Annotated in this window: 17 protein-coding genes and 1 pseudogene; 13 read left to right on the top strand and 5 right to left on the bottom strand. The window is 23.2% G+C overall.

The genetic code is table 11. From position 1 onward, the window contains the following. Window positions 1–30 precede the first annotated feature (30 nt). From T523_RS02130 to T523_RS02185, 12 genes are all read left to right on the top strand, one after another. Entirely contained in the window at window positions 31–666 is a 636-nt protein-coding gene (locus tag T523_RS02130) for a methylated-DNA--[protein]-cysteine S-methyltransferase (protein WP_042707271.1), read from the top strand. Window positions 667–852: 186 nt separating this feature from the next. Beyond that, window positions 853–1227 (top strand): hypothetical protein, encoded by a 375-nt coding sequence (locus tag T523_RS02135; protein ID WP_042707272.1) that lies wholly within the window; start codon window positions 853–855, stop codon window positions 1225–1227. A gap of 158 nt (window positions 1228–1385) precedes the next feature. Next, window positions 1386–1760 carry a hypothetical protein gene (locus T523_RS02140; protein WP_042707273.1) on the top strand — a complete coding sequence of 125 codons (375 nt, stop codon included), beginning with the start codon at window positions 1386–1388 and terminating at the stop codon, window positions 1758–1760. 261 nt (window positions 1761–2021) lie between these two features. Next, entirely contained in the window at window positions 2022–2894 is an 873-nt protein-coding gene (locus tag T523_RS02145; protein ID WP_042707274.1) for an Mrp/NBP35 family ATP-binding protein, read from the top strand. A gap of 396 nt (window positions 2895–3290) precedes the next feature. Next, window positions 3291–4658, top strand: coding sequence for a dihydrolipoyl dehydrogenase family protein (locus tag T523_RS02150; protein ID WP_042707275.1), 1368 nt, complete (start codon window positions 3291–3293; stop codon window positions 4656–4658). Window positions 4659–4723: 65 nt separating this feature from the next. Next, window positions 4724–5008, top strand: a complete 285-nt coding sequence (locus T523_RS02155) for a hypothetical protein (RefSeq protein WP_042707276.1) — start codon at window positions 4724–4726, stop codon at window positions 5006–5008. 84 nt (window positions 5009–5092) lie between these two features. Further along, window positions 5093–5545: a hypothetical protein gene (locus tag T523_RS02160; protein WP_042707277.1), complete on the top strand. Its 453-nt coding sequence runs from the start codon at window positions 5093–5095 to the stop codon at window positions 5543–5545. A 430-nt stretch (window positions 5546–5975) separates the two neighbouring features. Then, window positions 5976–6557, top strand: coding sequence for a TetR/AcrR family transcriptional regulator (locus T523_RS02165; protein WP_042707278.1), 582 nt, complete (start codon window positions 5976–5978; stop codon window positions 6555–6557). A gap of 423 nt (window positions 6558–6980) precedes the next feature. Continuing rightward, window positions 6981–8393 carry a DHA2 family efflux MFS transporter permease subunit gene (locus tag T523_RS02170; protein WP_042707279.1) on the top strand — a complete coding sequence of 471 codons (1413 nt, stop codon included), beginning with the start codon at window positions 6981–6983 and terminating at the stop codon, window positions 8391–8393. A gap of 593 nt (window positions 8394–8986) precedes the next feature. Further along, window positions 8987–9934 (top strand): ketopantoate reductase family protein, encoded by a 948-nt coding sequence (locus T523_RS02175; protein WP_042707280.1) that lies wholly within the window; start codon window positions 8987–8989, stop codon window positions 9932–9934. A gap of 213 nt (window positions 9935–10147) precedes the next feature. After that, entirely contained in the window at window positions 10148–11614 is a 1467-nt protein-coding gene (locus T523_RS02180; RefSeq protein ID WP_042707281.1) for a sodium-dependent transporter, read from the top strand. A 425-nt stretch (window positions 11615–12039) separates the two neighbouring features. Then, window positions 12040–14511, top strand: coding sequence for a glycosyltransferase (locus T523_RS02185; RefSeq protein WP_042707282.1), 2472 nt, complete (start codon window positions 12040–12042; stop codon window positions 14509–14511). Window positions 14512–14806: 295 nt separating this feature from the next. Here the strand turns inward: T523_RS02185 and T523_RS02190 are convergent, their stop codons facing one another. Continuing rightward, window positions 14807–15097, bottom strand: a complete 291-nt coding sequence (locus tag T523_RS02190) for a hypothetical protein (RefSeq protein ID WP_042707283.1) — start codon at window positions 15095–15097, stop codon at window positions 14807–14809. A 276-nt stretch (window positions 15098–15373) separates the two neighbouring features. Between T523_RS02190 and T523_RS02195 the strand changes: the two genes are divergently transcribed. After that, on the top strand, window positions 15374–15766 hold the full coding sequence (locus T523_RS02195; protein WP_084486366.1) for a winged helix-turn-helix transcriptional regulator: 393 nt from the start codon (window positions 15374–15376) through the stop codon (window positions 15764–15766). A 1473-nt stretch (window positions 15767–17239) separates the two neighbouring features. On the opposite strand, the gene T523_RS02200 is transcribed toward T523_RS02195, so the two are convergent. From T523_RS02200 to T523_RS09335, 4 genes and pseudogenes are all read right to left on the bottom strand, one after another. Then, window positions 17240–21139 carry a beta strand repeat-containing protein gene (locus T523_RS02200; RefSeq protein WP_042707284.1) on the bottom strand — a complete coding sequence of 1300 codons (3900 nt, stop codon included), beginning with the start codon at window positions 21137–21139 and terminating at the stop codon, window positions 17240–17242. 494 nt (window positions 21140–21633) lie between these two features. Next, complete coding sequence (locus tag T523_RS02205; protein ID WP_052334606.1) at window positions 21634–22233, bottom strand: GNAT family N-acetyltransferase; 600 nt, start codon at window positions 22231–22233, stop codon at window positions 21634–21636. A gap of 344 nt (window positions 22234–22577) precedes the next feature. Beyond that, window positions 22578–22868 carry a hypothetical protein gene (locus tag T523_RS09230; RefSeq protein WP_232229017.1) on the bottom strand — a complete coding sequence of 97 codons (291 nt, stop codon included), beginning with the start codon at window positions 22866–22868 and terminating at the stop codon, window positions 22578–22580. A 72-nt stretch (window positions 22869–22940) separates the two neighbouring features. After that, a pseudogene (locus T523_RS09335) lies at window positions 22941–23006 on the bottom strand (TMEM175 family protein); the annotation flags it as partial. Between the last annotated feature and the right edge of the window lie 7 nt (window positions 23007–23013).

The raw sequence follows: 23013 nt of genomic DNA on the forward strand, positions 1-23013 counted from the left end.
ATGTATTTAATAAAATTAGAGGGTATTAAAATGGACATTGAATACAAGGTTTATACAATTAAAGACACAATTATTGATGATATAAGTATTGTATTTACTAATGAAGAAAAGGATTATATTAAAAGAATATTCTTATCTAATCCAAATAATAATTCAGAAGTCTTAGCACTTAATGCCTATGATGAACTTAAAATTGCATCTATTGATGATTTAACAGATTACCTTAAAACTTTAGTTTCAAATATTAAAGCATATCTTAATGGTGAAGATATTAAATTTAAACTAGATAATCTAGATTTAAATAATTTAACTCCTTTTCAATATAAAGTATTAATGGCAGAGTATCATACCCATAAAAATGAGGTCAATACATATAAAGAACTTGCTAAAGCTGCAGGAAGCCCTAGAGCATACAGAGCTGTAGGTAATGTACTTGCTAAAAATCCTTTTCCAATTATTATCCCATGTCATAGAACTGTAAAATCAGATAATATTATTGGTGGATTTAATGGTTTTCAAGCAGGAATTGAATCTAAAGCTATTTTACTTAAGATTGATGGAGTCTATGTAGATAAACGTAAAGTTCTAAGTGAAAGTCCAATAATTTCTAAAGATGATAAACAAACAAAGTTTGATATGAAATATGTTTTAAAACCTATTAAATAGAAGAAATAAGCAAAAACTTACATAAACACAAAAATAATTAAAAAAAACCTATTTAAATACAAAAACAAAACACAAAAACAATTAAAAAAACCTATTTAATACAATATGTCTTAAAGTTTATCTAGAAAACAATTAAGTTTCTAAAAGATAATATATTTTAAAGTTTAATAATAAAAATGTGATATAATGAAGTGGAAAACAGCGACTATTATGGGTGTAATCTTATATTTTCTAGTATATGTCTGTTCAAATATAACCAATGGTGCTCTTGATACAGACTTGCCAGTGTTTAGAACATATATGCCAGTGTGGATAATATTTTGGACCATTATATTTGGAATCATATACATTAGACAATTACCAGATAATGAACTTGCAGAAGGTTTAGTTCTTGGTGTTTATTTTATAATAATCTCTATTATACTTGATGTCTTTACAACTGCATTAATAAGCCATGTTCCTTTTACAGATTATATTAATAAAATAGCTTATATCTATATATTCTATCCATTAATAACTACTGCATTAGGTTATATGGCAAGTTTTGAAGTACAATTATAATATAATCTACATGAGCTTTAAACACAATTATAAAAGAAACTTCAAACCACAATTACATAAAAACACAATATAAAAATAACTTACATAAAAATCTTAAAACACAATTATAAAAAACACTAGCTTACATAAGAAATTATAAAAATTTAATAAATGATAATATGAAGAAAATAGCTATAATATATGGATTTATATCTTGGATTGTTACAATTACATTAATATTGATGTCACATAATTCAAACCCATATATCTTTAATATACTACTTGATTTAGTTTTAACTGTCCTTGCCCTTATTATTGGTATTAATTATCTTAAAGGATTTAGTACTAATTACTTTAATGAAGGAACAGTTTTAAGTGTAATAATATTTTTAATTAATATATGTCTTGATCAGATTTACTATAATATAGTTGGTTTACCAATGGGTATTATTGAGTATATGTTAAATGTTGGATTTATCTATTTATTGTATCCTATTATAATCTGTACTATTGGATTTTTATTTGATAATATTGATACAATTATTAAAAATTAATTATTATCACTTTTTTTATAATTAGCTTTAAAATACAAATAAATCAACACTTATTTTAAAAGAAAAAATATTTTTACTAAAAAATAATTTTAAATATTAAAATTACAAAATGTAACTTAAAAATAATTAGCTTTATATAAAAGAAAAACAAAGTATTTAATATAAAAACTTACTTATTCATTTAAATTTTAATTTAAATAAATAGTAATACAATAAAATTAATCAAATAGCTAATTTAAAATTAGTATAAAGGAGGATAATATGCCACATAATAACCAACATCATGGTAATCCAAATATGGATCCTGAAGAGCAAAAAGCTAGAATTCAGCAAGAAATGAATATAGCTAAAAATATGACTCAAATTAAACATAAAATTGTTGTTATGAGTGGAAAAGGTGGAGTAGGTAAATCCACTGTTGCTGCAAATATTGCAGAATCTTTTGCTAAAAAAGGATATAAAACTGGAATCCTTGATGTAGATATTCATGGACCAAACATACCAAAATTATTTGGTAGAGAAGGTTCCCAATTAGGTATTTCTGAAGACAATAAGATTTTACCTGTAAAATCAAAAGATGGTGTAGAAATCATCTCTATGGGCTTTTTACTTGGTACCCAAGATACACCAGTTATATGGAGAGGACCACAAAAAACAGGTGTAATTAGACAATTCATATCTGATGTTAAATGGGGTAACCTTGATGTATTAATTATTGATAACCCACCAGGAACTGGAGATGAGCCTTTAACTGTACTTCAAACCATACCTGAAGCAGACGCTGTTGTTATGGTAACCACCCCTAACTCCCTATCACAAGAAGATGTTCTCAAATGTGTAAAAATGGCTAAAAAAATGAATATTAAACAAATTGGTCTTGTTGAGAACATGGCATACTTGACATGCCCACATTGTGGTGAAAAACTAAATGTATTTGGTAAAAGTGAAGGTTCAAACTTTGCTGACTTAATGGATATTGACTTCCTAGGACAACTTCCACTTACTGAGAAAGTTGCAGATGCTGTAAATGAAGATACTATAAATACAGAACAAGATCCAAAAAGTCCAATCTCTAAAGAGTTTAATTCAATTACTGAAAAAATTGCTAAAAACTACTTTAAAGATGAAGAATAAAGATTTAATTCTTTATTCTAATTATTTTACTATTTTTTATAATTTAAATAAGATACAAACCAAATTTACAAAACCCGTAAACAAATAAAAAACATCTACTTTTACCAAACCCATAACCATAAAAAAACCTAATGTTAACATCTGATTTTATTAATATAAACAACTAATTTTAACCTAAATTATATAATTTAAAACTAAATTTACCCTTTTTTTATTAAAACAAATGATATCATATTTATATCATTTTTAATAAATAGATTAACAACAATTAGTTTTATTCTATATAATATTCTAAGTTATTTAGTTTCTATTTAGATACATTATCTTTATATTTGAAATAGAACTTAATATAATATTAATTAAAAGTTTTCATATAAAAATTTAAAAGGTAATCTAATGGAAGAATATGATATAATTTATATTGGTAGTGGGAATGCTGCATGGCAAGGGGGAAGATTCCTTGCCGATGCAGGATGGAAAGTTTTAATTGTTGAAGAAGGACTATATGGTGGGGCCTGTGCTAATTATGGTTGTAACTCCAAAATATTACTTGATGCACCATATGAACTATCTGCAGCAATTAAAAGGTATGAAGGAATTGGTAAAAAAGGAGACTTTAGTGTTGACTGGCCAAGTTTAATGGAGTATAAGAAAAAAAGAATAGCTGGATTATCCAAATTTCTAGAAGGAAAGTTCAAAGAATATAATCTTGATACTGCTAACGGCAAAGGTGTCCTTCTTGATAAACATAGAGTCCAAGTGGAAGATAAAATCTACTATGGTGACAAAATAGTAATAGCTACAGGTCTCCATCCATTTATACCTGATATTCCAGGTAAAGAATATATACATGACAGTACTGACTTTTTGGACATAGAAGAACTTCCAGAGGAAACAATAATATTAGGTGCTGGATTCGTATCCCTGGAATTTGCCTCAATACTTGCAGAGGCTGGTAAAATTGTTGATGTCCTAATTAGGTCTAACAAGGCATTAAGGAATTTCTATCAACCATATGTTAAAGAAACCATCAAGGTACTTGAAGGTAAAGGGGTTAAATTCCATTACTATACAGAGGCTGTTGAAGTTAATAAAAAAGATGACAGATATGAAGTAAAAACCAACAACAATCTAAGTTTAACTGGAGACTATGTGCTTGGTGCTCTTGGAAGAATAGCCAATGTGGAAGGTATTGGACTTGAAAGGGCAGGAGTAAAAGCATCCGAAAAAGGCATTCCAGTTAATGGCCATATGCAGACAAATGTTGAAAATATTTATGCAACAGGTGATGTCGCAGATACAAATCAAGCAAAACTAGTTACTGTAGCTATCCACCAATCCAAATACCTAGCAAAATACTTATTAGGTAAAACAAATGAGGATATTACATACCCTGTTGTTCCTGCAGTTGTGTTCACACTACCAAGAATAGCTACTGTTGGAGTCTCTGCTGACTATGCATTGGAACATCCCGATGAATATGAGGCACATAGAATAGAATATGGTAAAGCTTATTCCATTGAACTTAAAAATGAGAATACTGCAGAATGTACTGTTATCACTGACAAAGACAAAAATATTCTTGGTGCTGAAATATACAGTTCTGAAGCTGAAAACCTTGTAAATATATTCGCATTTATTATAAATAAGAAGATAAGTTTAGAAGAGCTTGATTATATGATATATGCTTTCCCATCAAGTAGTTCTGTAGCTTTATATAAACTACATAATATCCATTATAATATTGGTTATAGAAAAAAATAAGATTTCCATAATAGCTGTAATAGTAAACTGCTATGGATAAAAGAGATATGGAGTTGGGAATAAAAATGACTGATAATTACAGGAATGTTGATGAGAGTAAGTATCCTATGACCTATCAGGAATATGAAGATAAAGTTATAGAATTATTTCTAAAAAATGATCCTTCCGATAAAAAAGGTAGACTTAAATTTCTTGATGATTTATTAAAAGAAGAACCTGATTTTATTTATGCAGGATATTTACAGGATTGTTATGATTATGATCATACTAAATTAGATCCTCCTGAGAGGGTTTTTTGGGATTACCTTTTAAGGTCTTGTCCTGTCCATGTTCTAGAATTACTATATTAAGAATATTATGAAGATAGTTTACATTATTATAAACAACATAACATAACACAATTAAACTTTAAAAAAAGAGGGGAGCATATTTTTATGGTATTTAAATTTGCTATAAAAAATATTGAATTAATTAAAAATTTACCAGAGGATTTATTCAATGAATTACTAAATTATAATGGTGCAATATCTGATGAACTTAAAATGGGTTTAAGTAAATTTAATCCAGAGTTTAGAAAATTAAGATCAGATAAAGAGAATGGTAGTTGGACCTTACTTTCAAGGATTTATATGCGCCGTGCAAAATACGATAAACTATTTGATAAAATAGGACAAGACGCATTATTACAGGATGCAGTTGATTTTGTATTACAATATCCTCAATATAAATGTCTAATAACATATGTGTATTATAAAGATGATTCTGATAGTGATAATATTAAATTTATTACTAAAGTTCCTTTTAATGATTTTTTAGATTTGATTGAAGGTCAGGATGTCACTAAGGATGATAAGGTAAGGGAGAAATATAATATTCCTAAAGATTAAATAGGTAAAGGACTGATAAAATTTTATATAAACCATAAATTAATGCCTTCTTACTTTATTACATCTCCCCTTTTTTGTATCCTAAAATTGTTTAAATGAATTCTTCTTTATCCCTAACAATCACCATCCTCTTAACCATTTTTGTAGAAAATGTCTATAAATTTTTTATTCCTTCTTTGTGGGTCTCTATTTTTTCATGAAACATATTAAATCTTTGAATATAATAGAAAATAACACTTTAAAGCTATTTTAATAATTATAATGTTCTATGTCATTTAAATATAGAATTGTAGTCCACATTATAGTATAGAACAAATTCCATTATATCCAAACATTATTAAAAGAATTTCCAAAATATATTAAAAAGTTTTATATAATTAAAAAAATAGATTATTATATAGACCAGTCATTATAATTTTAAGGTTTTAATATGAATAGGAAAAAAGAAAAGATATTAAATGCAGCGACAATACTATTTCAAGAAAAAGGATATTATGGAACTGGTCTTAATGAAATTTTAAGAAAAAGTGATTGTCCTAAAGGCTCATTATATTACTATTTCCCAGATGGTAAGGAACAATTGGCCCTTGAAAGTATTGAAATAACAAAAAATTTTGTAGAAAGAAAAATCAGAGATAGTCTTAGACAGATAGATGATCCTAGAGAATCTATAAAAACTTTTGTTAAGGAAATGGCGGAAAATATCTATAAGGATAAAAATGAAATAGACTCCTTTCAAAGTAATAAAAAAATCTCAATAAACTTGATTGCACTAGAAACATCCAAGACTAATGAGAACATAAGGTGTGCATGTGAGGATGCATACCACAGCTGGGAGAAAGTATACTATGATAAACTAGTGGAAAGTGACATAGAAAAAACGAAAGCAAAAAAGCTATCAAAAACTATCGAAACATTAATTGAGGGAGCAATACTTATGTCTACCACCAATAAGGATGATAAATACATATTAGAAGTAGCGGAATTAATACCTAAATTAATTGATAATTAATTGTTTAATCGTTGACACCTTTTTATAAACTATAAACAATTTAAATAAGTATTTTTTAAATAAATACTCTAGATTTAGGTTTAAATTAGATAATTGAATACTCCAATTTAAGTAAATATTAGATTTACAAAAGCCCCCAACAATTTATTAATTAATTTAAAATAAGAAATCTATAAATAAATAGTAAATTATAGACCTAATAAATTTATTAAATGCTTAAAGACAGTTGACTTTTAACAAAATTAGCCCTTTTAAAAAATAGTACACCTAAAATATCAACACAGTTAAAAACAATTAATTTTCTATAACTATCTATTTTACAATTAAAAATAAATTTTAAAGTAAATAAATCTTATAAATTAAAAAAAATCTTCTTATTAGAACCTTAATTAACTACTTTTTTCAAAATTTACGGTGACCCTAATGGAGAATATGTTTAAACTAGAAAAAGGAAAACAAATAATTACTATATTAATCCTTGGCGGATTCTTTTCAATGCTTAATGAAACAGCATTAAATGTTGCATTTCCACATATCATGGTGGAATATGCAATTACTGCAACAACAGTACAATGGTTAACTACAGCATATGTTCTTGTATCTGGAATTGTATTTTTAACAACAGCATTTCTAATGAAAAAGTATTCAACAAGAAAACTATTTTTAACAGCAATGAGTCTATTAATAGTTGGATCAATTGTTTCTATCTTTTCAACAAACTTCCCAGTTTTATTAGCTGGAAGGATTATACAGGCTCTTGGTACAGGTATTATAGTACCACTTGTATTTAATAGTGTAATGTATATTACAATTCCTCAAAAAAGAGGATTGATGATGGGTATTGTATCACTTGTTGTTTTGTCAGCACCGATATTTGCCCCAGTGATTATGGGATTGATAATGGAGTTTACAGATTGGCATTTATACTTTACAATAATGTTAGTTTTATTTATAATATCTGCAATTATTGCATATAAAAAATTAGAAAATATTACAAAAACAAGTCCTGCAAAATTAGATATAATATCATTAATACTTGCAGCTATTGGATGCTGTTTAATCATATATGGATTCAGTAATCTTGGTGAAACAAGTTTAACTAATGTAATTATCACATTAATTATATGTGTTATCATAATTGGATTATTTGCATACCGCCAATTACATGTAGAACATCCACTTCTTGGTATAGGTGTATTTAAAGATAAATTATTTACAATTGGTATTCTTGCAAATCTTGCAAATGTAATGCTTATTTTTGGTATTGTTATACTTATACCAATGTATCTTGAAACTTCACTCCACACAAGTTCACTTACAGCAAGTCTCATAATGCTACCTGGAACAATACTTGGAAGTATATTACCTATAATATCTGGACATATCTATGATGAACATGGTCCTAGAATAGTTATATGTACAGGTATTGGAATAATGGCATTATCAGCATATAGTTTAACAATGATTAACTTAAATACTAGCTTCCTTATAATTGGATTAATTATATGTGGTTTCTATATAGGTTCAGGTTTATCATTATCACCAAACCAAACAAATACATTAGGTAACTTAAAATCTGAAGAATATGCTTCAGGTTCAGCAATTATGACATCAACCCAACAAATGGGTGGAGCTATTGGATCATCATTATTTACAAGTTTCATGACTATTGGTCAAAATAATTATTTAAGTACAATAGCTAATCCAACAGCATTACAACATAGTATAGCATTAATTAAAGGTGTTAATTTCTCATTTTTAATTGGTGCAATAATGATGGCTATAATATTTATATTAACACTATTCCTTAAACAGAATGTAAATTACAGTTCTTAATTAATAATCTAAAAGAATATAATCTTTAAAGATTTATATTCCTTTAATTATAATTTTAAATTTATATTAACTAATTTTAAATCATTAAACATTAACACATACTTTAATTACTACAAAACTAATTTTAAATCATTAAACATTAACACATACTTTAATTACTACAAAACTAATTTTAAAATAAATAAAAACCAATACACTAATCCCCATAATAATTAATTCTAATTAAACATTAACAAATACTCAAATTACTATAATAACTAATTCTTATTTTATTAAAATAAAGTACTTTACTTAATTTTAAAAAAATATAATTTTTAAATATATAAAGTACTTTAATAAAATAAAGTACTTTATTTAATTTTTAAAAAAAAATATTACTTTAATCATATACTTAATTTAAGATACTAAGATAATAAGCTATTAACTAAAAGAAAATATTCAATTAAAAAAATAATTAAATAATAAAGGTTCAAAAAATAATCAAATAAACTAAATAAAATAAATAAAATTAAAAAAGTATTATTAAGTCATAAAACAAATAGTATAATGGTAATTAAAAATTAAATTAGAACTATAAAAAATAGAGGGAAAAAATGAATATATTAATAGATGGTTCTGGATCAATCGGAATTGCATTAGGTGCATCAATGATATCACAAGGCGCAAATGTATCATTCTATGCAAGTAAAAAAACCAAAAAGGCTATGGAAAATGGAATTAAAAGAATTGGACTTTTTAATCATTTAAGCTTTTCACCAGATGAATTTAATGTATACACTGACTATAAAGATATTCCAAGAAATTCTATAGATTATGTTTTTATAACAAGTAAAACAACCTCTAATGACGATATTAGTTCTAAACTTAATGAGAATAGAGAGATATTTAAAGATAATGGCATTATACTTATTTTCCAAAATGGGTTTGGAAATGATGAACCATATTTAAGATATTTTCCAAGTGATAAAGTATTTTGTGCACGTGTAATTACTGGTTTTAAAAGACCAAAAAGAAATATAAGTGAAATCACAGTTTATACTGAACCTATTGAATTAGGTACTTTACAAAATGGTGATATAAATCTTTTAAAACCAATTGCAGAACTTATTACAAAATCAGGTATACCATGTAATGTAACTGATAATGTTGCTAAATTTTTATGGGCTAAAATGCTTTATAATTGTGCTTTAAATCCTCTTGGAGCTATTTTAGGAGTTAATTATGGTAAATTAACTGAAAATAAGTATACAATTAATATTATGAATCAAATAATTGATGAAATTTTTAATGTAATTAAAGCATCAGGTTATAATATAGATTGGGATACATCTTCAGAATATAAAGATTTATTCTATTCAAAATTAGTTCCTGACACATATGAACATGTTTCATCTACATCACAAGATATACAAAAGAAAATAAAAACAGAAATTGACTCATTAAATGGTAAAGTCATTCGTCTTGGTGAAGAATATGGAATAGATGTTACAGTAAATAAAGTATTATACAATATGATAAAAGCCATTGAATCTGACTTCTAAAAATTATAATTACTACTTATTTTAAAATATAATTAAAAAATGACTAAAAATATTTTTTTAAAAACCAATTAAATTAAAAATTATTTAATTTTATTTTCTTAAATAAGTTAAAAAATAATTTAGATATTCTAAGTAAAAAGTTTAATTATCTATTTTCTTAAATTAAAAACAATTTAGATATTTTAAGTAAAAAATAACATTAAAGGTTAAATAATGACAGAAAATTCTAATCAATGGAATAGTACATTAGGGTTTCTACTTGCAATGATTGGTTCTGCTGTTGGCTTAGGTAATATCTGGCGTTTCCCATATATTGCATATACTAATGGTGGAGGTACCTTTTTAATACCATATATTATTGCTATTTTATGTGTTGGTGCTCCATTTGTATTTATTGAATATGGTGCAGGATATAAATTTAAAGCAGGACTAAGTAAAACTCTAAGAACTATTAATAAAAAATATGAATATATTGCATGGGCAATACAAATGGTTCCATTTTTAATATTAACTTATTATACATGTATCATTGGATGGAACATTATATACTTATTTTTAAGTTTCTTTAAAGGATGGGGTACTGATACAAATACTTACTTTACAACAACATTACTTCAAAGTTCAACAAACCCTATAGGACTTTTACATATTGTTTTACCAATATTTATTGCTGTGGCAATAGCATGGTTTATAATATGGTTTGTTTCACATAGGAACTTAAATGATGGCATCGAAGCGGTGTGTAAAATTGTAATTCCACTACTTTTCATATTAATGGCCGGAATTGTAATATACTCACTTACATTACCTGGAGCATTTAAAGGAGTTAGTGTATTATTTACTCCAAATTGGTCTCAAATAAGCAATATTAACATATGGCTAGCTGCATTTGGTCAGATTGTATTTTCCTTAAGTCTTGGATTGTGTATTATGTTTACATATGCTAGTTACTTGCCAGAGGATATTGATCTTGTAAAGAATGGTCTTACAGTAGCATTTACAAACAGTGGTTTTGAAGTGTTTACTGCAATTGGAATGTTTAGTATCCTTGGATTCATGAGTCTTGTAAGTAATATCCCAATAGATCAAGTAGTAACACAAGGAGCAGGTCTTGCATTTGTTGTATTACCACGTGTATTCAATACAATGGGACTTGTTGGATATGTAATCGGACCAATATTCTTCTTATGTTTATTCTTTGCAGGTTTTACATCAGCTATTGCACTTGTAGAACCATTGAATTCATCAATCAGTGAAAAATTCAATTTATCACGTAAAAAATCAGTTACAATAATATGTTCTATTGGATTTTTAATATCAATACTATATACAACAACCTATGGTTCAGCGCTTCTTACATACTTTGACGGATTCTTAAACCAATTTGGTTTACTTTTAACTGTAATCATAGAATGTATAATATTTGGTTGGATTTATGGTCTTGATGGACTTTTAGAATCCATAAACAAAGGATCCAAACATAAATTAGGTAGAACATGGAAATTTATGATTAGATATTTTATACCAATAATTGTTGGAATCATGTGGTTACAAGGTAACTATACTTCATTTACAAGTCCAGACCATATACAAGTATTAATACAATTCATATTGCTTGCAGTACTATTTATTGTACCAATTATACTATATAAAATTCCAGCAAAAGTTAAAGATTATTAAAATCTTTAACTACAACTTTTTATATTAAAATACATATTAAAAACAAGAAAAACCTATTAAAATCTTTAACTAAAACTTTTTATATTAAAATACATATTAAAAACAAGAAAAACCTATTAAAATACTTTTTTTACACTTATTTAAAATATTTATAAAATTTTAAATTAATTACAAAAATTTAAGATTATATTTAATAATAAAAATATCCAATTAAATTTAAAAATAAACAAATTATCTAGAAAAAGCTCTAAAAATACTTATTTTAAATTATATCTAAATAAAAAAATTCAAAATAAACACAAATATCAAATTTCTAAAAATAATCCAATTAAAAGCCAAAATAAGATAATATAATAATTATTTAAATACTAAATAAAACTTATAATAATATATTTAACATTTAATATTTTAAGAAAAGTGGTTTTATGATTAAAGTTTCTGTTATCATACCAGTTCATAATACAGATAAATATCTTAAAGAATGTTTAGATAGTATTATTAACCAAACACTAAAAGAAATTGAAATTATATATATTAAGGACAAAACTATTAAATCTCCAAAAATTTTAGAAGATTATGCTATAAAAGATAATCGTATTCACATATATTCTCAGGAAAATATGGAAGATTATTTTAATAGAAGTTTTTGTCTTGATTTTGCTAATGGAGAATACATCTATTTTATGGATTCTAATGATATTTTAAAACCAAATGCTTTAAAAATATCTTATAATATATCCATAGAAAAATCATTAGATTTACTATTATTTAAAGTCAGTAACTACAATGAGAATACTAAAGAATATATTACCAATAATTCTTATGAAATGTCTAAATTATTAAATAGAGTTAAAGGTAATGTATTTTCTTTTGAAGATATTAAAGATTTAATCTTTTCAATTAATAATTCATCTATAAATAAATTTTATAATAAAGGTTTTATTAATAATTTAGAAATTAATTATATGGAAGATAAACTTTTCTTTTTAGAAACTATTCATAATGCTAATAAAATATACTTTTATAATGAATATTTATATATTCAAAGAATACCTAATTCTTTTAAACAAGAGAATATATTCAAATTTTATGATTCAGAAGAAGAAATTCTTATTAAATATGGTTCTATAAACATTTTAAATAAAGAATTTTTTAACATTAAAATTAAAGATATCTACCAAAGATTTATTGAAATTGATGATGACTCTAAAGTAGTTTTTTTCAATAAAATGAAAAATGAATTCTTAAAAATAAAAAATAACAAATATTATAATTATTCTGATTTAAATAAAAGAAATAAAATCATATTTGATACTGTTATAAACTCTGATTCATATGAATACTGTATCCTAGCAATAAGGTTATATGATAAAAAAGTAAAACATGAACAACTTTCTAAAAATAATGAAAAGCTAAAAAGAGAAATTGATAATTATAAAAAATTAAATAATGAGATATTATCCTCTAATAGTTGGAAAATAACAAGACCATTAAGAGATTTTAATAATAATATTAAAAGCTTTTCATTAAAAAACATGATTCTAAATAAGAGTGATAGTTACAATTATTATAAACAATCTTTTGAAAAACAGAATATTGAGATTAAAAAATTAAAAAATAGTAATCAAAAGCTTAATAAAGAATTAAACAATAATAAAAATATTATAAAAAATAAAGATACTCTCTTAAATAATAAAAATAAGGAAATAGACAATTTAAATACAGAATTATCCAAAAAAGAAAAAGAGTATAATATTCTTAAAAAAATATTAGATAGTAAATCTAATAATTTAATTCATATTAATAAAAATATAAAAGATGTAAGAATTGCCTATGTTTTACAAGGTTTCCCAACACTTTCAGAAACATTTGTTCGTAACGAATTAAGATGGTTAAAAGATAAAGGATATAATGTTAGAGTATTTACTTGTAAAAAACCTCAAAAACCTGTTGATTTAGACTTTGATCTAGAAGTTATACATTTTGATAAAACTAATGATTTAAAAGGAAATCTTTTAAATTTATTATTAGAGTATAATATTGATTTAGTTCATTCACACTTTGTTTCATATACATTTACTAATATCATTGTTCCAGTATGTGAAAAATTACATATACCATATACAGTATTTGCACATGCTGTAGATATTTTTGAATATAAAAACGATAAAAATAATCATATATCTGAAATTTCACAGTCAGAATTTTGTAAAGCAGTATTTACCTTAAGTAATTATCATAAAAACTATTTAATAGAAAGAAAAGTTCCAGAAGATAAAATAGTAATTACTAAACAAGCTACAGATTATGAAATTTCTGAAATTCATGATGATAATAAAAGAAATAATATTAAAAATATTGTTTCAATTTCTAGATTTGTTGAGAAAAAAGGTATTGATACTTTAATAGAGGCAGCTAATTTACTTAAAGATAAAGATTATGTATTTACTATTTATGGATATGGATCATTAAAAGAAGACCTAGAAAAACAAATCAATGATTTAGGACTTGATAATATATCTATAAAAGGATATTTAAATTCTCCTGAAGAAGTTCATGAAGTATTTAAAAAATCTGATTTATTAGTATCACCATGTAGGATAGCTAAAAATGGAGATAGAGATGGTATACCAACTATCATATTTGAAGCAATGGCATATGGCCTACCAGTTTTAACTACAAATGTTTCTGCAATTCCAGAAGTTATTAAAGATCATCATAATGGTTTTATAATCTCTCCAGATAATCCAAAACTTTTAGCAGAAAAAATTGAAGAGATATCCTCATTATCATATAAAGAATTGTTAAATATTAGAAAAATAGCACAAAAAGAAGTTACAAATATTTCAAGTGTAGATAAAACTATGAATACCTTATTAAGTGTTTGGAGCAAATAGTACTAATAATATTTAAATAAATTAACTAATAATATTATTAAAAGTAAATAGAACATTAAATTTTGTTTTATTTATTAAAAAAAGAAAAGATTTTATATTTGTTAGGAAATTAATATCACAAGATATAGACTTATCTAATTTAACAGAAGAATATAATTTAAGTATAATTTTTTAAGATAAGTATATGTAGATTTTTAATCGTGTATTTTAATAAATGACCATTTAAATATTTTATCAGTAAATTTTTTTAAATACTTGTTTATTAATTTCCAACAAAAAGGATGACAATTTAAGATTATGCTACATTGTAGAATCTTATATCAGGATCTGCAGACCAAGTAGGTTTAAGACCAGGCGCAACTTTAGTTGTAAATAAATCAGATTCAAGATATGCTTTAGCATGCTCCATACTATCAAAACCATGAATTACTTGAACATCCTCCATCCTAACTAATAATTCTTTAGTTAATGCACCTTCAATATTATCTAAGAAAGGTTGGCGATAATCATTATAAACTTTAGCTGCTGCAGCCCTATTTTCTTCATCAACTGTCATAATAACTTGTAAATATGCTTTAACTTTCATTTCATTTCACCTTTTATAAATTTTTACAAATACAAGAATAACTTTCAACTCTTGTTATTAATAGATTGTATCTAAAATAATATAAAGCTAATGTATCTAAACAGAAACTAAATAACCTAAAAACAAAATAAAACAATATAAAACAAAATATTAAAATTATAGAATATATAAAGCTTTTGATATCCAAATGGAAACCAAAATATAAATATTATAAGTTAAACATAATTAAATTAACTACAATAAATAAAAAATGATGACAAAAGGGTGTTGTTTTATATGACAAAAATCGAATCTGCAATTAAGAATTGTCCTGTAGAATTATCCTTAAATTTAATTAATAAGAAATGGACAATTTTATTAATAAGAGATATGTTCTTTGGTAAAACAAGATTTAAAGAATTTAAAAAGAATAAAGATATTACTAATAAAATTTTAAGTAAAAGATTAAAAGAAATGGAAGATGCAGGTATTATTACAAGAACAGAAAACCCCAATAATGCTAATGATGTAAAATATCATTTAACCCAAAAAGGTAAATCATTAAACAATATTATATATGATTTAGCTATGTTTACTGTTAATACTGACGAATATAATACTTATTATACTGATGATGAAAAAAAAGATATTAAAGAATTATTTAAAAAGAAATTAGATATTGATGAATAATTTTTAATATAACCCCTAATATATTTTTTATTAAATAGATTGATTTTAAAAGCTAAATTAATATTTTATATATTTTTATTTTTTTATAATAAATACTTAAAAAATCATTAAAGAAATTTATTAATAAAATTTACAATATAAAATTTTGTTATTATAAATTTTAATAAATTAATACTTATTTTTTTATTAGTAATACTATATTTTTTAATACTTTTTTTATATTAAGTAATACTTAAAATTATTATTACATTTTTATATCATAAGTAATACTTATAATTTTTATTACTTTTTTTATAATTAGTAATAATTTAATTTTTAGTAATAATTTTTTAATAGTAAGTAATACTTAAAATTAATAATACTTTTTTTATAAAAATTATTACTTTTTCTGATTTTTATTAAATTTAAGAAAATTAGTGAAAATCCTTAAAATTTATAAATAATTAAAATTATTATATATTTTAGATAAATAATATAATAAAATTAGAAATTATAAAAATAAAGAATAAATTATATTAAAATAAGAAAAAAATAATAAAAATTTTAGTAGTTAATTAAATAAAGCTCTAAAAATCATTTTTAAAATTTCCAATATCACTTTGAAAAAAATTATAATATTTGATCTTAAAAATTTTTGATAATAAAAAAAAGTATTACTATTTAGCTAAAAATTCAAAAAAAGTAATAAAGTACAATTTCAAGTGTAAAATTTTAGAAAATTTAATGAAATTTAAAAATCAACTAAAATAGGTAAAATAGTACTATTACATATACATCAAACTACCTATTTATCATAGTTTTGAAAGTTTTAGATTTGGCCTAAAATTTTAGTTCGTTATAGTATAGTTTAACGAACTAAATGAGAAAATGAAAAATAAAATTAAAAAAATATAGAAAAATCTAAAAATTGAATAAATCATAAAAAATCAATAAGTAGATATATATGTACCACTGGAAAAATATGATTTTATAAAAAAATAAAAAAATATTATAAAAAATAGGAAAAATCAATTAAAAAATTCATTATTTTAAAATAAAAATTAAAAATTAACAAATAAAATCTATAAAAAAGAAAAAATTTAGGTAAATAAAAAATATTTTTTAAAAAATCTAAAAAATAATAAAATTTGATATAATAGTAATAATTAATAAAATTTAAGATATTTGTAATAATTAATAATAAACAATAAAAAAGTATTATTATTACAAAAAACGGATAAAATATTAATTAATAAAATTTATAATAAAAGTATTAATATTACTAAAATAAAATAAAGTAATACTGAAGAATTTAAAACATTAAATATCTAAATTATAATAGTATATTTTAAAAAAATCTATTAATTAATAAAAAAACGAATTTTTATAATTAATATAAAAATAATAAATTTTCTAATTTTAAAAATAATGAAAATTAGTTTAAAAAAAAGAATAATATAGGATAAATATCCTATATTTTATAAAATTTTAAATTTAATGTTTTCTTTTACAAATAAGTCCTAATATACATAAAACTGCAAATAATAATGTAATAGGATTTCCTGTTTTTGGCATATTATCATTCATAATAATAGAATTATTATCTATATTAGAATTATTATTAAATGGTACTATATTAGATTTATTATTATCAGATTTATTACCATCATCAGGGACATTTATAGTAAATGTAATATTAACATAAGCACTTGAATAAATATTGTCTCCGTTAAATACAGCATTTACAGGATATTTACCATTTTTAAGGTTAGTTATAGTTAAATTACCTTTTCCATTAATAACATTAACAGTATAATGTTTATTATTAACAGTAACAATAACAGTACCATTCAAACCAGTTCCATTATAACTAAGTGTAACATAAATTGTTGCATTATTTTTATTAGTTACAACTTTAATAGTTAAATCTGGTTTAAGATTATCAATAGTGAAATTCATAGTATTATTTGATGGATTATAATTATTATCTCCAATAAAATCAGATTCTACTGTATAATTACCAGCATATAAATCATTAACTTCTAAAATACCTGTACCATTAATAATATTAACAGTATAATGTTTATTATCAACAGTAACATTAACAGTATTATTTAATAATGCACCATTAGATCCAACTAAACTAATATTAAATCTAGCAGTATAATTTTTACCATTAAATTTAGTATCAATTAAACTTACATTAAGGTTTGTATTTGCTTTATTTACAATAAAACTTGTTTCATTTGTAATATTATTATAATTATTATCACCAAATGAAATTTTAACATTATAATTATCAGCAGATAAATTATTAATATTTAATGTAGCTTTACCATCTTTAAGAGTAACATCATAATCTTTACCATTAATATTAACATTAACAGTACCATTAATCAATTCACCATTAACACCAATCGCAGTGATATTAACAGTATTATTTTCACCATAAGTTGAATTATTAACAGTAACATTAAATACTGTAAGATCTACTTTACTTACTTTAAATGAAGTCTTATTACTTACACTAGTATAATTCTCATTACCTGGATAATTAGCAGAAATATTATAAATACCAGCATTAGGATGAGTAAATATATAAACTCCCTCACCATTAATAACTTCTATTTTAATAATATTTGAACCAAGTAAACTTCTACTTTTTAGTATTTCAAAGTTGTCTAAATTAATACTAACAGTACCATTTAAACCAGTACCATTAACACCAACAAGTCTAACACGGACAATAACATCATTACCATAAGTAACATTATCTGCACTAACAATTAAACTAGGAACAGCCTTAATAACACTAAATTCAGTACTATTACTTACACCAGTATAATTCTCATTACCAGAGAAACTAAGAACAACACCATAAGTACCAGGAACAAAACCACTAACAACTAAAGAACCAACACCATCACTAAGAATAACAGAGTAAACCCTACCATCAATAGTAACAGCAACAGTACCATTAATCAATTCACCATTAACACCAATCGCAGTGATATTAATAGTATTATTTTCACCATAAGTTGAATTATTAACAGTAACATTAAATACTGTAAAATCTGCTTTACTTACTTTAAATGAAGTCTTATTATTTACACTAGTATAAATCTCATTACCAGCATAACTAGCAGAAACATCATAAACAGCAGCACCAGGTTTAGCAACAACAAAACTACCTACACCATCAACAACATTAACAATATATTTAGTTCCATTAATAGTTAAATTAACAGTATCATTTAAACCAGTACCATTAACACCAACAAGTCTAACACGGACAATAACATCATTACCATAAGTAACATTATCCACATTAACAACTAAACCAGGAACAGCCTTAACAACACTAAACTCAGTAGCATTAACAACAGCAAAATAATTATTAGTACTATCATAACTAGCAGTAACATTATATACTCCTACGTTTGGCATTGAAATAAGTTGACTACCTACACCATCAACAACATTAACAATATATTTAGTTCCATTAATAGTTAAATTAACAGTATCATTTAAGCCAACACCATTAACACCTGTGAGATTAATATTAATTGTTACATTATTACCATAAGTAATATTGCTAGCATTAATAATAAGTATAGGACTTGTTTTATTAATTGTGAAATTTACTTCTTTATTTGTAAAATTTAAGTAATTATCATCACCAGAATATGAGATATTTGTAACATAATCTCCTGCATCTTTAATACCAATATTTATATTAGAAACACCATTTGAGATAATTCCAGTGTATTTGGTATTATTAATATATACAGACACATTACCAGTTACATTATCATCAAATATAACTGTAATTACTTGATTACCATAAGTAATATTCTTAATAATAGTTTTTTCTACATTATTTCTTAAATCAAAAGTTTTATTATTAGATATTGCAGTATAATATGTTTCATTATTAAGTACAGCAATTATTTTATAATATTTAGTAGGTAAATTGCTTAAATCAATTAATACTCTACCATTATCATCAGTATAATAAACTTTACTTAATAAAACTTCATCTCCATTATTGAGTACAGTTATTTTTAAACCAATTCCTTCAGGTGTAAAGTTATTAGGTTTAAATATTTTACTAAGACTTCCAGTATTAGTAACACCATTTACGCCCCAATAAGTAAGGTTAGTTGCATTAACAGTTCCATTAGTGGAAATTCCATTGAAAAGATTATTTAACCCATTAAATCTTATAATTACATTTGAACCAGACTTATTAATAGTTAAAGCTGTAGAATTTGCCCGGTTATTTAATATTATTGAATTAGATATAATAAGATAATTATTCTCTTGATACAAAGCAGAACCTTCATATGCTGAACAGTTGATAAATGAACAATTATTAATAATACCATTATTACAGATAATACAACTAATTGCACCACCATTATCTAATGAATTATCATTGATAAAATTACAATTTTCAATAGTTCCATTTGGTCCATACCAATATATAGCACCACCTTGATTATCAGAACTGGTATTAATAAAATTACAATTAGCAATATTACATTTACTTAAAGAAGGTACACCAAATAATAAAATAGCACCACCAAATTTATCAGAATGTGTGTTATTAAATGTACAATTTATTATTTTAGTATTTTTTCCATCATTCCAAAATAATGCACCACCATCATCTGAAGTAGTGTTAATAAATTTACAATTTGATAATATACCACTAGCACCATACCAATATACTGCACCACCACTATCTGATTTTGTATTTATAAATCTACAATAATTTATAGAACAATTATTTCCTTTAAATAAAAATATTGCACCACCATTACGTCCAGTAGAATTAATAAAAGTACAGTTGTATATTAAACCATTATTTCCATTATTCCAGTAGATTGCACCTCCATAAGTAGTGGAGTTTGTATTAATAAAAGTACAATTAGCAATAATAACATTTTTAGACTTTATATTAAATGCTTCTGCCATATTTAATCCATTAATTGTATATCCATTACCATTAATTGTAATAGGTTTTGATATAGTTATACCGTTCTTAAAGGAAGAATCTTTATTAGGATTGTAAGTATAATTCTGATTAAGAACTATATAATTTCCACCATTATAAATTTTATTATTTAAATCAGTAAAAGATCCAGAATTAGAACTATTAACATTTGCTCCATAAACACCTACATTGTTAGATTTAATTATCTTATTATTATTAGTTGAATTATTAATAACAGAATAATTATTAGATGTATTACTAATAACAGTAGAATCATTAGTTGATGAAACATTAGATAAAACAGATGAATTATCTGCTGCTGAAATAGAGCTAATACATAAACCTAATATAATAAGTGAAATAATAATAAATAACAGCCTATTTTTTTTATGCATTTATTTTCACCTCCCTTTAAATTTATTAATAATATTAAAAAACTGGAAAATTAAATCCAATTGATATAGGGAAAAATCATATAAAATATAAATTAGATTCATATTATTTTTCCATTCTATTCAAAGATTTTATGAAAAATTATTCAATTTTAAAATATCTTATTAAAAATTAATAAATTATATAACCTTCTTATATCATATTATTCAATTTATTAATATTAATATAAATAATTTATCAAATTAAAGGAATATATTTAATTAATTTAATAAATAGTTAATTTTTAGACTTAAAATAATTATTTCATTCAAATATTTAAATATTATAATTTTTAACTTCAATTTAAAAAATTTTATATTAAATTTAAGTAATAATTATTATTTTTAATTTGATTAAAAATTTTTATAAAAAAAAGATAAAAATAAAAGATAAAAATAAAAAAAGAGAAAAAATTAGAAGATTATACACCCATAGAAGGTGAATATTTATTTTTTAACTAATAAATATTATATTCTTCTTTAATTTCATTTTTAATATCATTAAAATTTTTAATATCAGATATATTTTCACTATGATTTCCAATAATCTTTTCCATCCAAATCATATTATACCATTTATTAAATTTATATGCACAATTATGAAATTCCCCTACAAATTTATATCCTTGTTTTTCATGATAACTAACACTATTTTTTGTTAAATATTCATCTTCAATTTTAGGATAGCTAATACAAGCATATAAATTAGTTATATTCTGTTTTATTAATATTTTTTCAAGTGAATCATATAATTTAGATCCTATTCCTAACTTTTTATAATTCTCATCAACATATATTGATGTTTCTACTGACCAATTACATGCTGCACGAGTAATTAAAGGACCTACATAAGTATATCCAACAATTTTATCATTATATACTGCTTTTAAATATGGATATTTCTTAAGTGTATTTATGATTCTTTCTTTAAATTCAGATACTGTTGGAACATTGCATTCAAAGGTTATTGCTGTATGTTTAACATATTGTTTGTAGATTCTTTGTAGTTCTAGTGCATCTTCTGGTTTTACTAGTCTAATTTTAATTTCATTATCCATAATAATACCTCTTAATATAAAAAATATCTTATAAGATATATTATTAATTTAAAAAAATTTTATAATACTTATAGAATTTTTCTTATTTAAAGTTTTCTAATATAAAAGATTATTTTTAGACAAAAACAAGAATTTATATAAACATTTTAAATAATGAATAGTGTCCTATATAAATATAAGTAATTTTGTCAAATATTTTTTCTTATATTTTTACTATAAAAGTTAAATTTAATTAATAAATTTTTAAAAAAATCTATTTAATAATTTCTTAAAAATGATTAAATATATAAAAAAGAGTATTTGAAATTAAATAGCTTAAAAAAATTAAGATAATAAATATTATCTTAAATACTTAAATATTGATCACTAATAAGCCAGAAAATCATTGCAATTAAACAACCAAACATAATAGTTGGAGGATAATATAAATATCCAATTATATAAACTATTGCAAATAAAATAAATTCGAAACAAGAATTCCTAGCACCTTTATCTAAATAAACTTTTAATGCAATATTTGCAGGATCAGAATGTTCTAATATTAAAGTTTGTATTATATAATGAATATGTAATAAAACAAATATTGAACCAAAGCATGCCTGTGCAAAAAAGGAATAAAAGTTATTAGATACCATAATTGTTACATAAGGTAAAAAGCTTAATATAAAAATTTGTATTAAACTTACCCAGACTACAGAATCTGTTAATTTATTTATACGAATAAATAAATTGTGATGTGAATTCCATATATTATAAATTACAAAGAAACTAATAAAATAT

The organism is Methanobrevibacter wolinii SH (assembly GCF_000621965.1).
Classification (GTDB): domain Archaea; phylum Methanobacteriota; class Methanobacteria; order Methanobacteriales; family Methanobacteriaceae; genus Methanarmilla; species Methanarmilla wolinii.

Coding starts and splice junctions, on each gene's coding strand:
- T523_RS02130 (WP_042707271.1), top strand. CDS start 31: ATGGACATTGAATACAAGGTTTATACAATTAAAGACACAATTATTGAT.
- T523_RS02135 (WP_042707272.1), top strand. CDS start 853: ATGAAGTGGAAAACAGCGACTATTATGGGTGTAATCTTATATTTTCTA.
- T523_RS02140 (WP_042707273.1), top strand. CDS start 1,386: ATGAAGAAAATAGCTATAATATATGGATTTATATCTTGGATTGTTACA.
- T523_RS02145 (WP_042707274.1), top strand. CDS start 2,022: ATGCCACATAATAACCAACATCATGGTAATCCAAATATGGATCCTGAA.
- T523_RS02150 (WP_042707275.1), top strand. CDS start 3,291: ATGGAAGAATATGATATAATTTATATTGGTAGTGGGAATGCTGCATGG.
- T523_RS02155 (WP_042707276.1), top strand. CDS start 4,724: ATGACTGATAATTACAGGAATGTTGATGAGAGTAAGTATCCTATGACC.
- T523_RS02160 (WP_042707277.1), top strand. CDS start 5,093: ATGGTATTTAAATTTGCTATAAAAAATATTGAATTAATTAAAAATTTA.
- T523_RS02165 (WP_042707278.1), top strand. CDS start 5,976: ATGAATAGGAAAAAAGAAAAGATATTAAATGCAGCGACAATACTATTT.
- T523_RS02170 (WP_042707279.1), top strand. CDS start 6,981: ATGGAGAATATGTTTAAACTAGAAAAAGGAAAACAAATAATTACTATA.
- T523_RS02175 (WP_042707280.1), top strand. CDS start 8,987: ATGAATATATTAATAGATGGTTCTGGATCAATCGGAATTGCATTAGGT.
- T523_RS02180 (WP_042707281.1), top strand. CDS start 10,148: ATGACAGAAAATTCTAATCAATGGAATAGTACATTAGGGTTTCTACTT.
- T523_RS02185 (WP_042707282.1), top strand. CDS start 12,040: ATGATTAAAGTTTCTGTTATCATACCAGTTCATAATACAGATAAATAT.
- T523_RS02190 (WP_042707283.1), bottom strand. CDS start 15,097: ATGAAAGTTAAAGCATATTTACAAGTTATTATGACAGTTGATGAAGAA.
- T523_RS02195 (WP_084486366.1), top strand. CDS start 15,374: ATGACAAAAATCGAATCTGCAATTAAGAATTGTCCTGTAGAATTATCC.
- T523_RS02200 (WP_042707284.1), bottom strand. CDS start 21,139: ATGCATAAAAAAAATAGGCTGTTATTTATTATTATTTCACTTATTATA.
- T523_RS02205 (WP_052334606.1), bottom strand. CDS start 22,233: ATGGATAATGAAATTAAAATTAGACTAGTAAAACCAGAAGATGCACTA.
- T523_RS09230 (WP_232229017.1), bottom strand. CDS start 22,868: ATGGTATCTAATAACTTTTATTCCTTTTTTGCACAGGCATGCTTTGGT.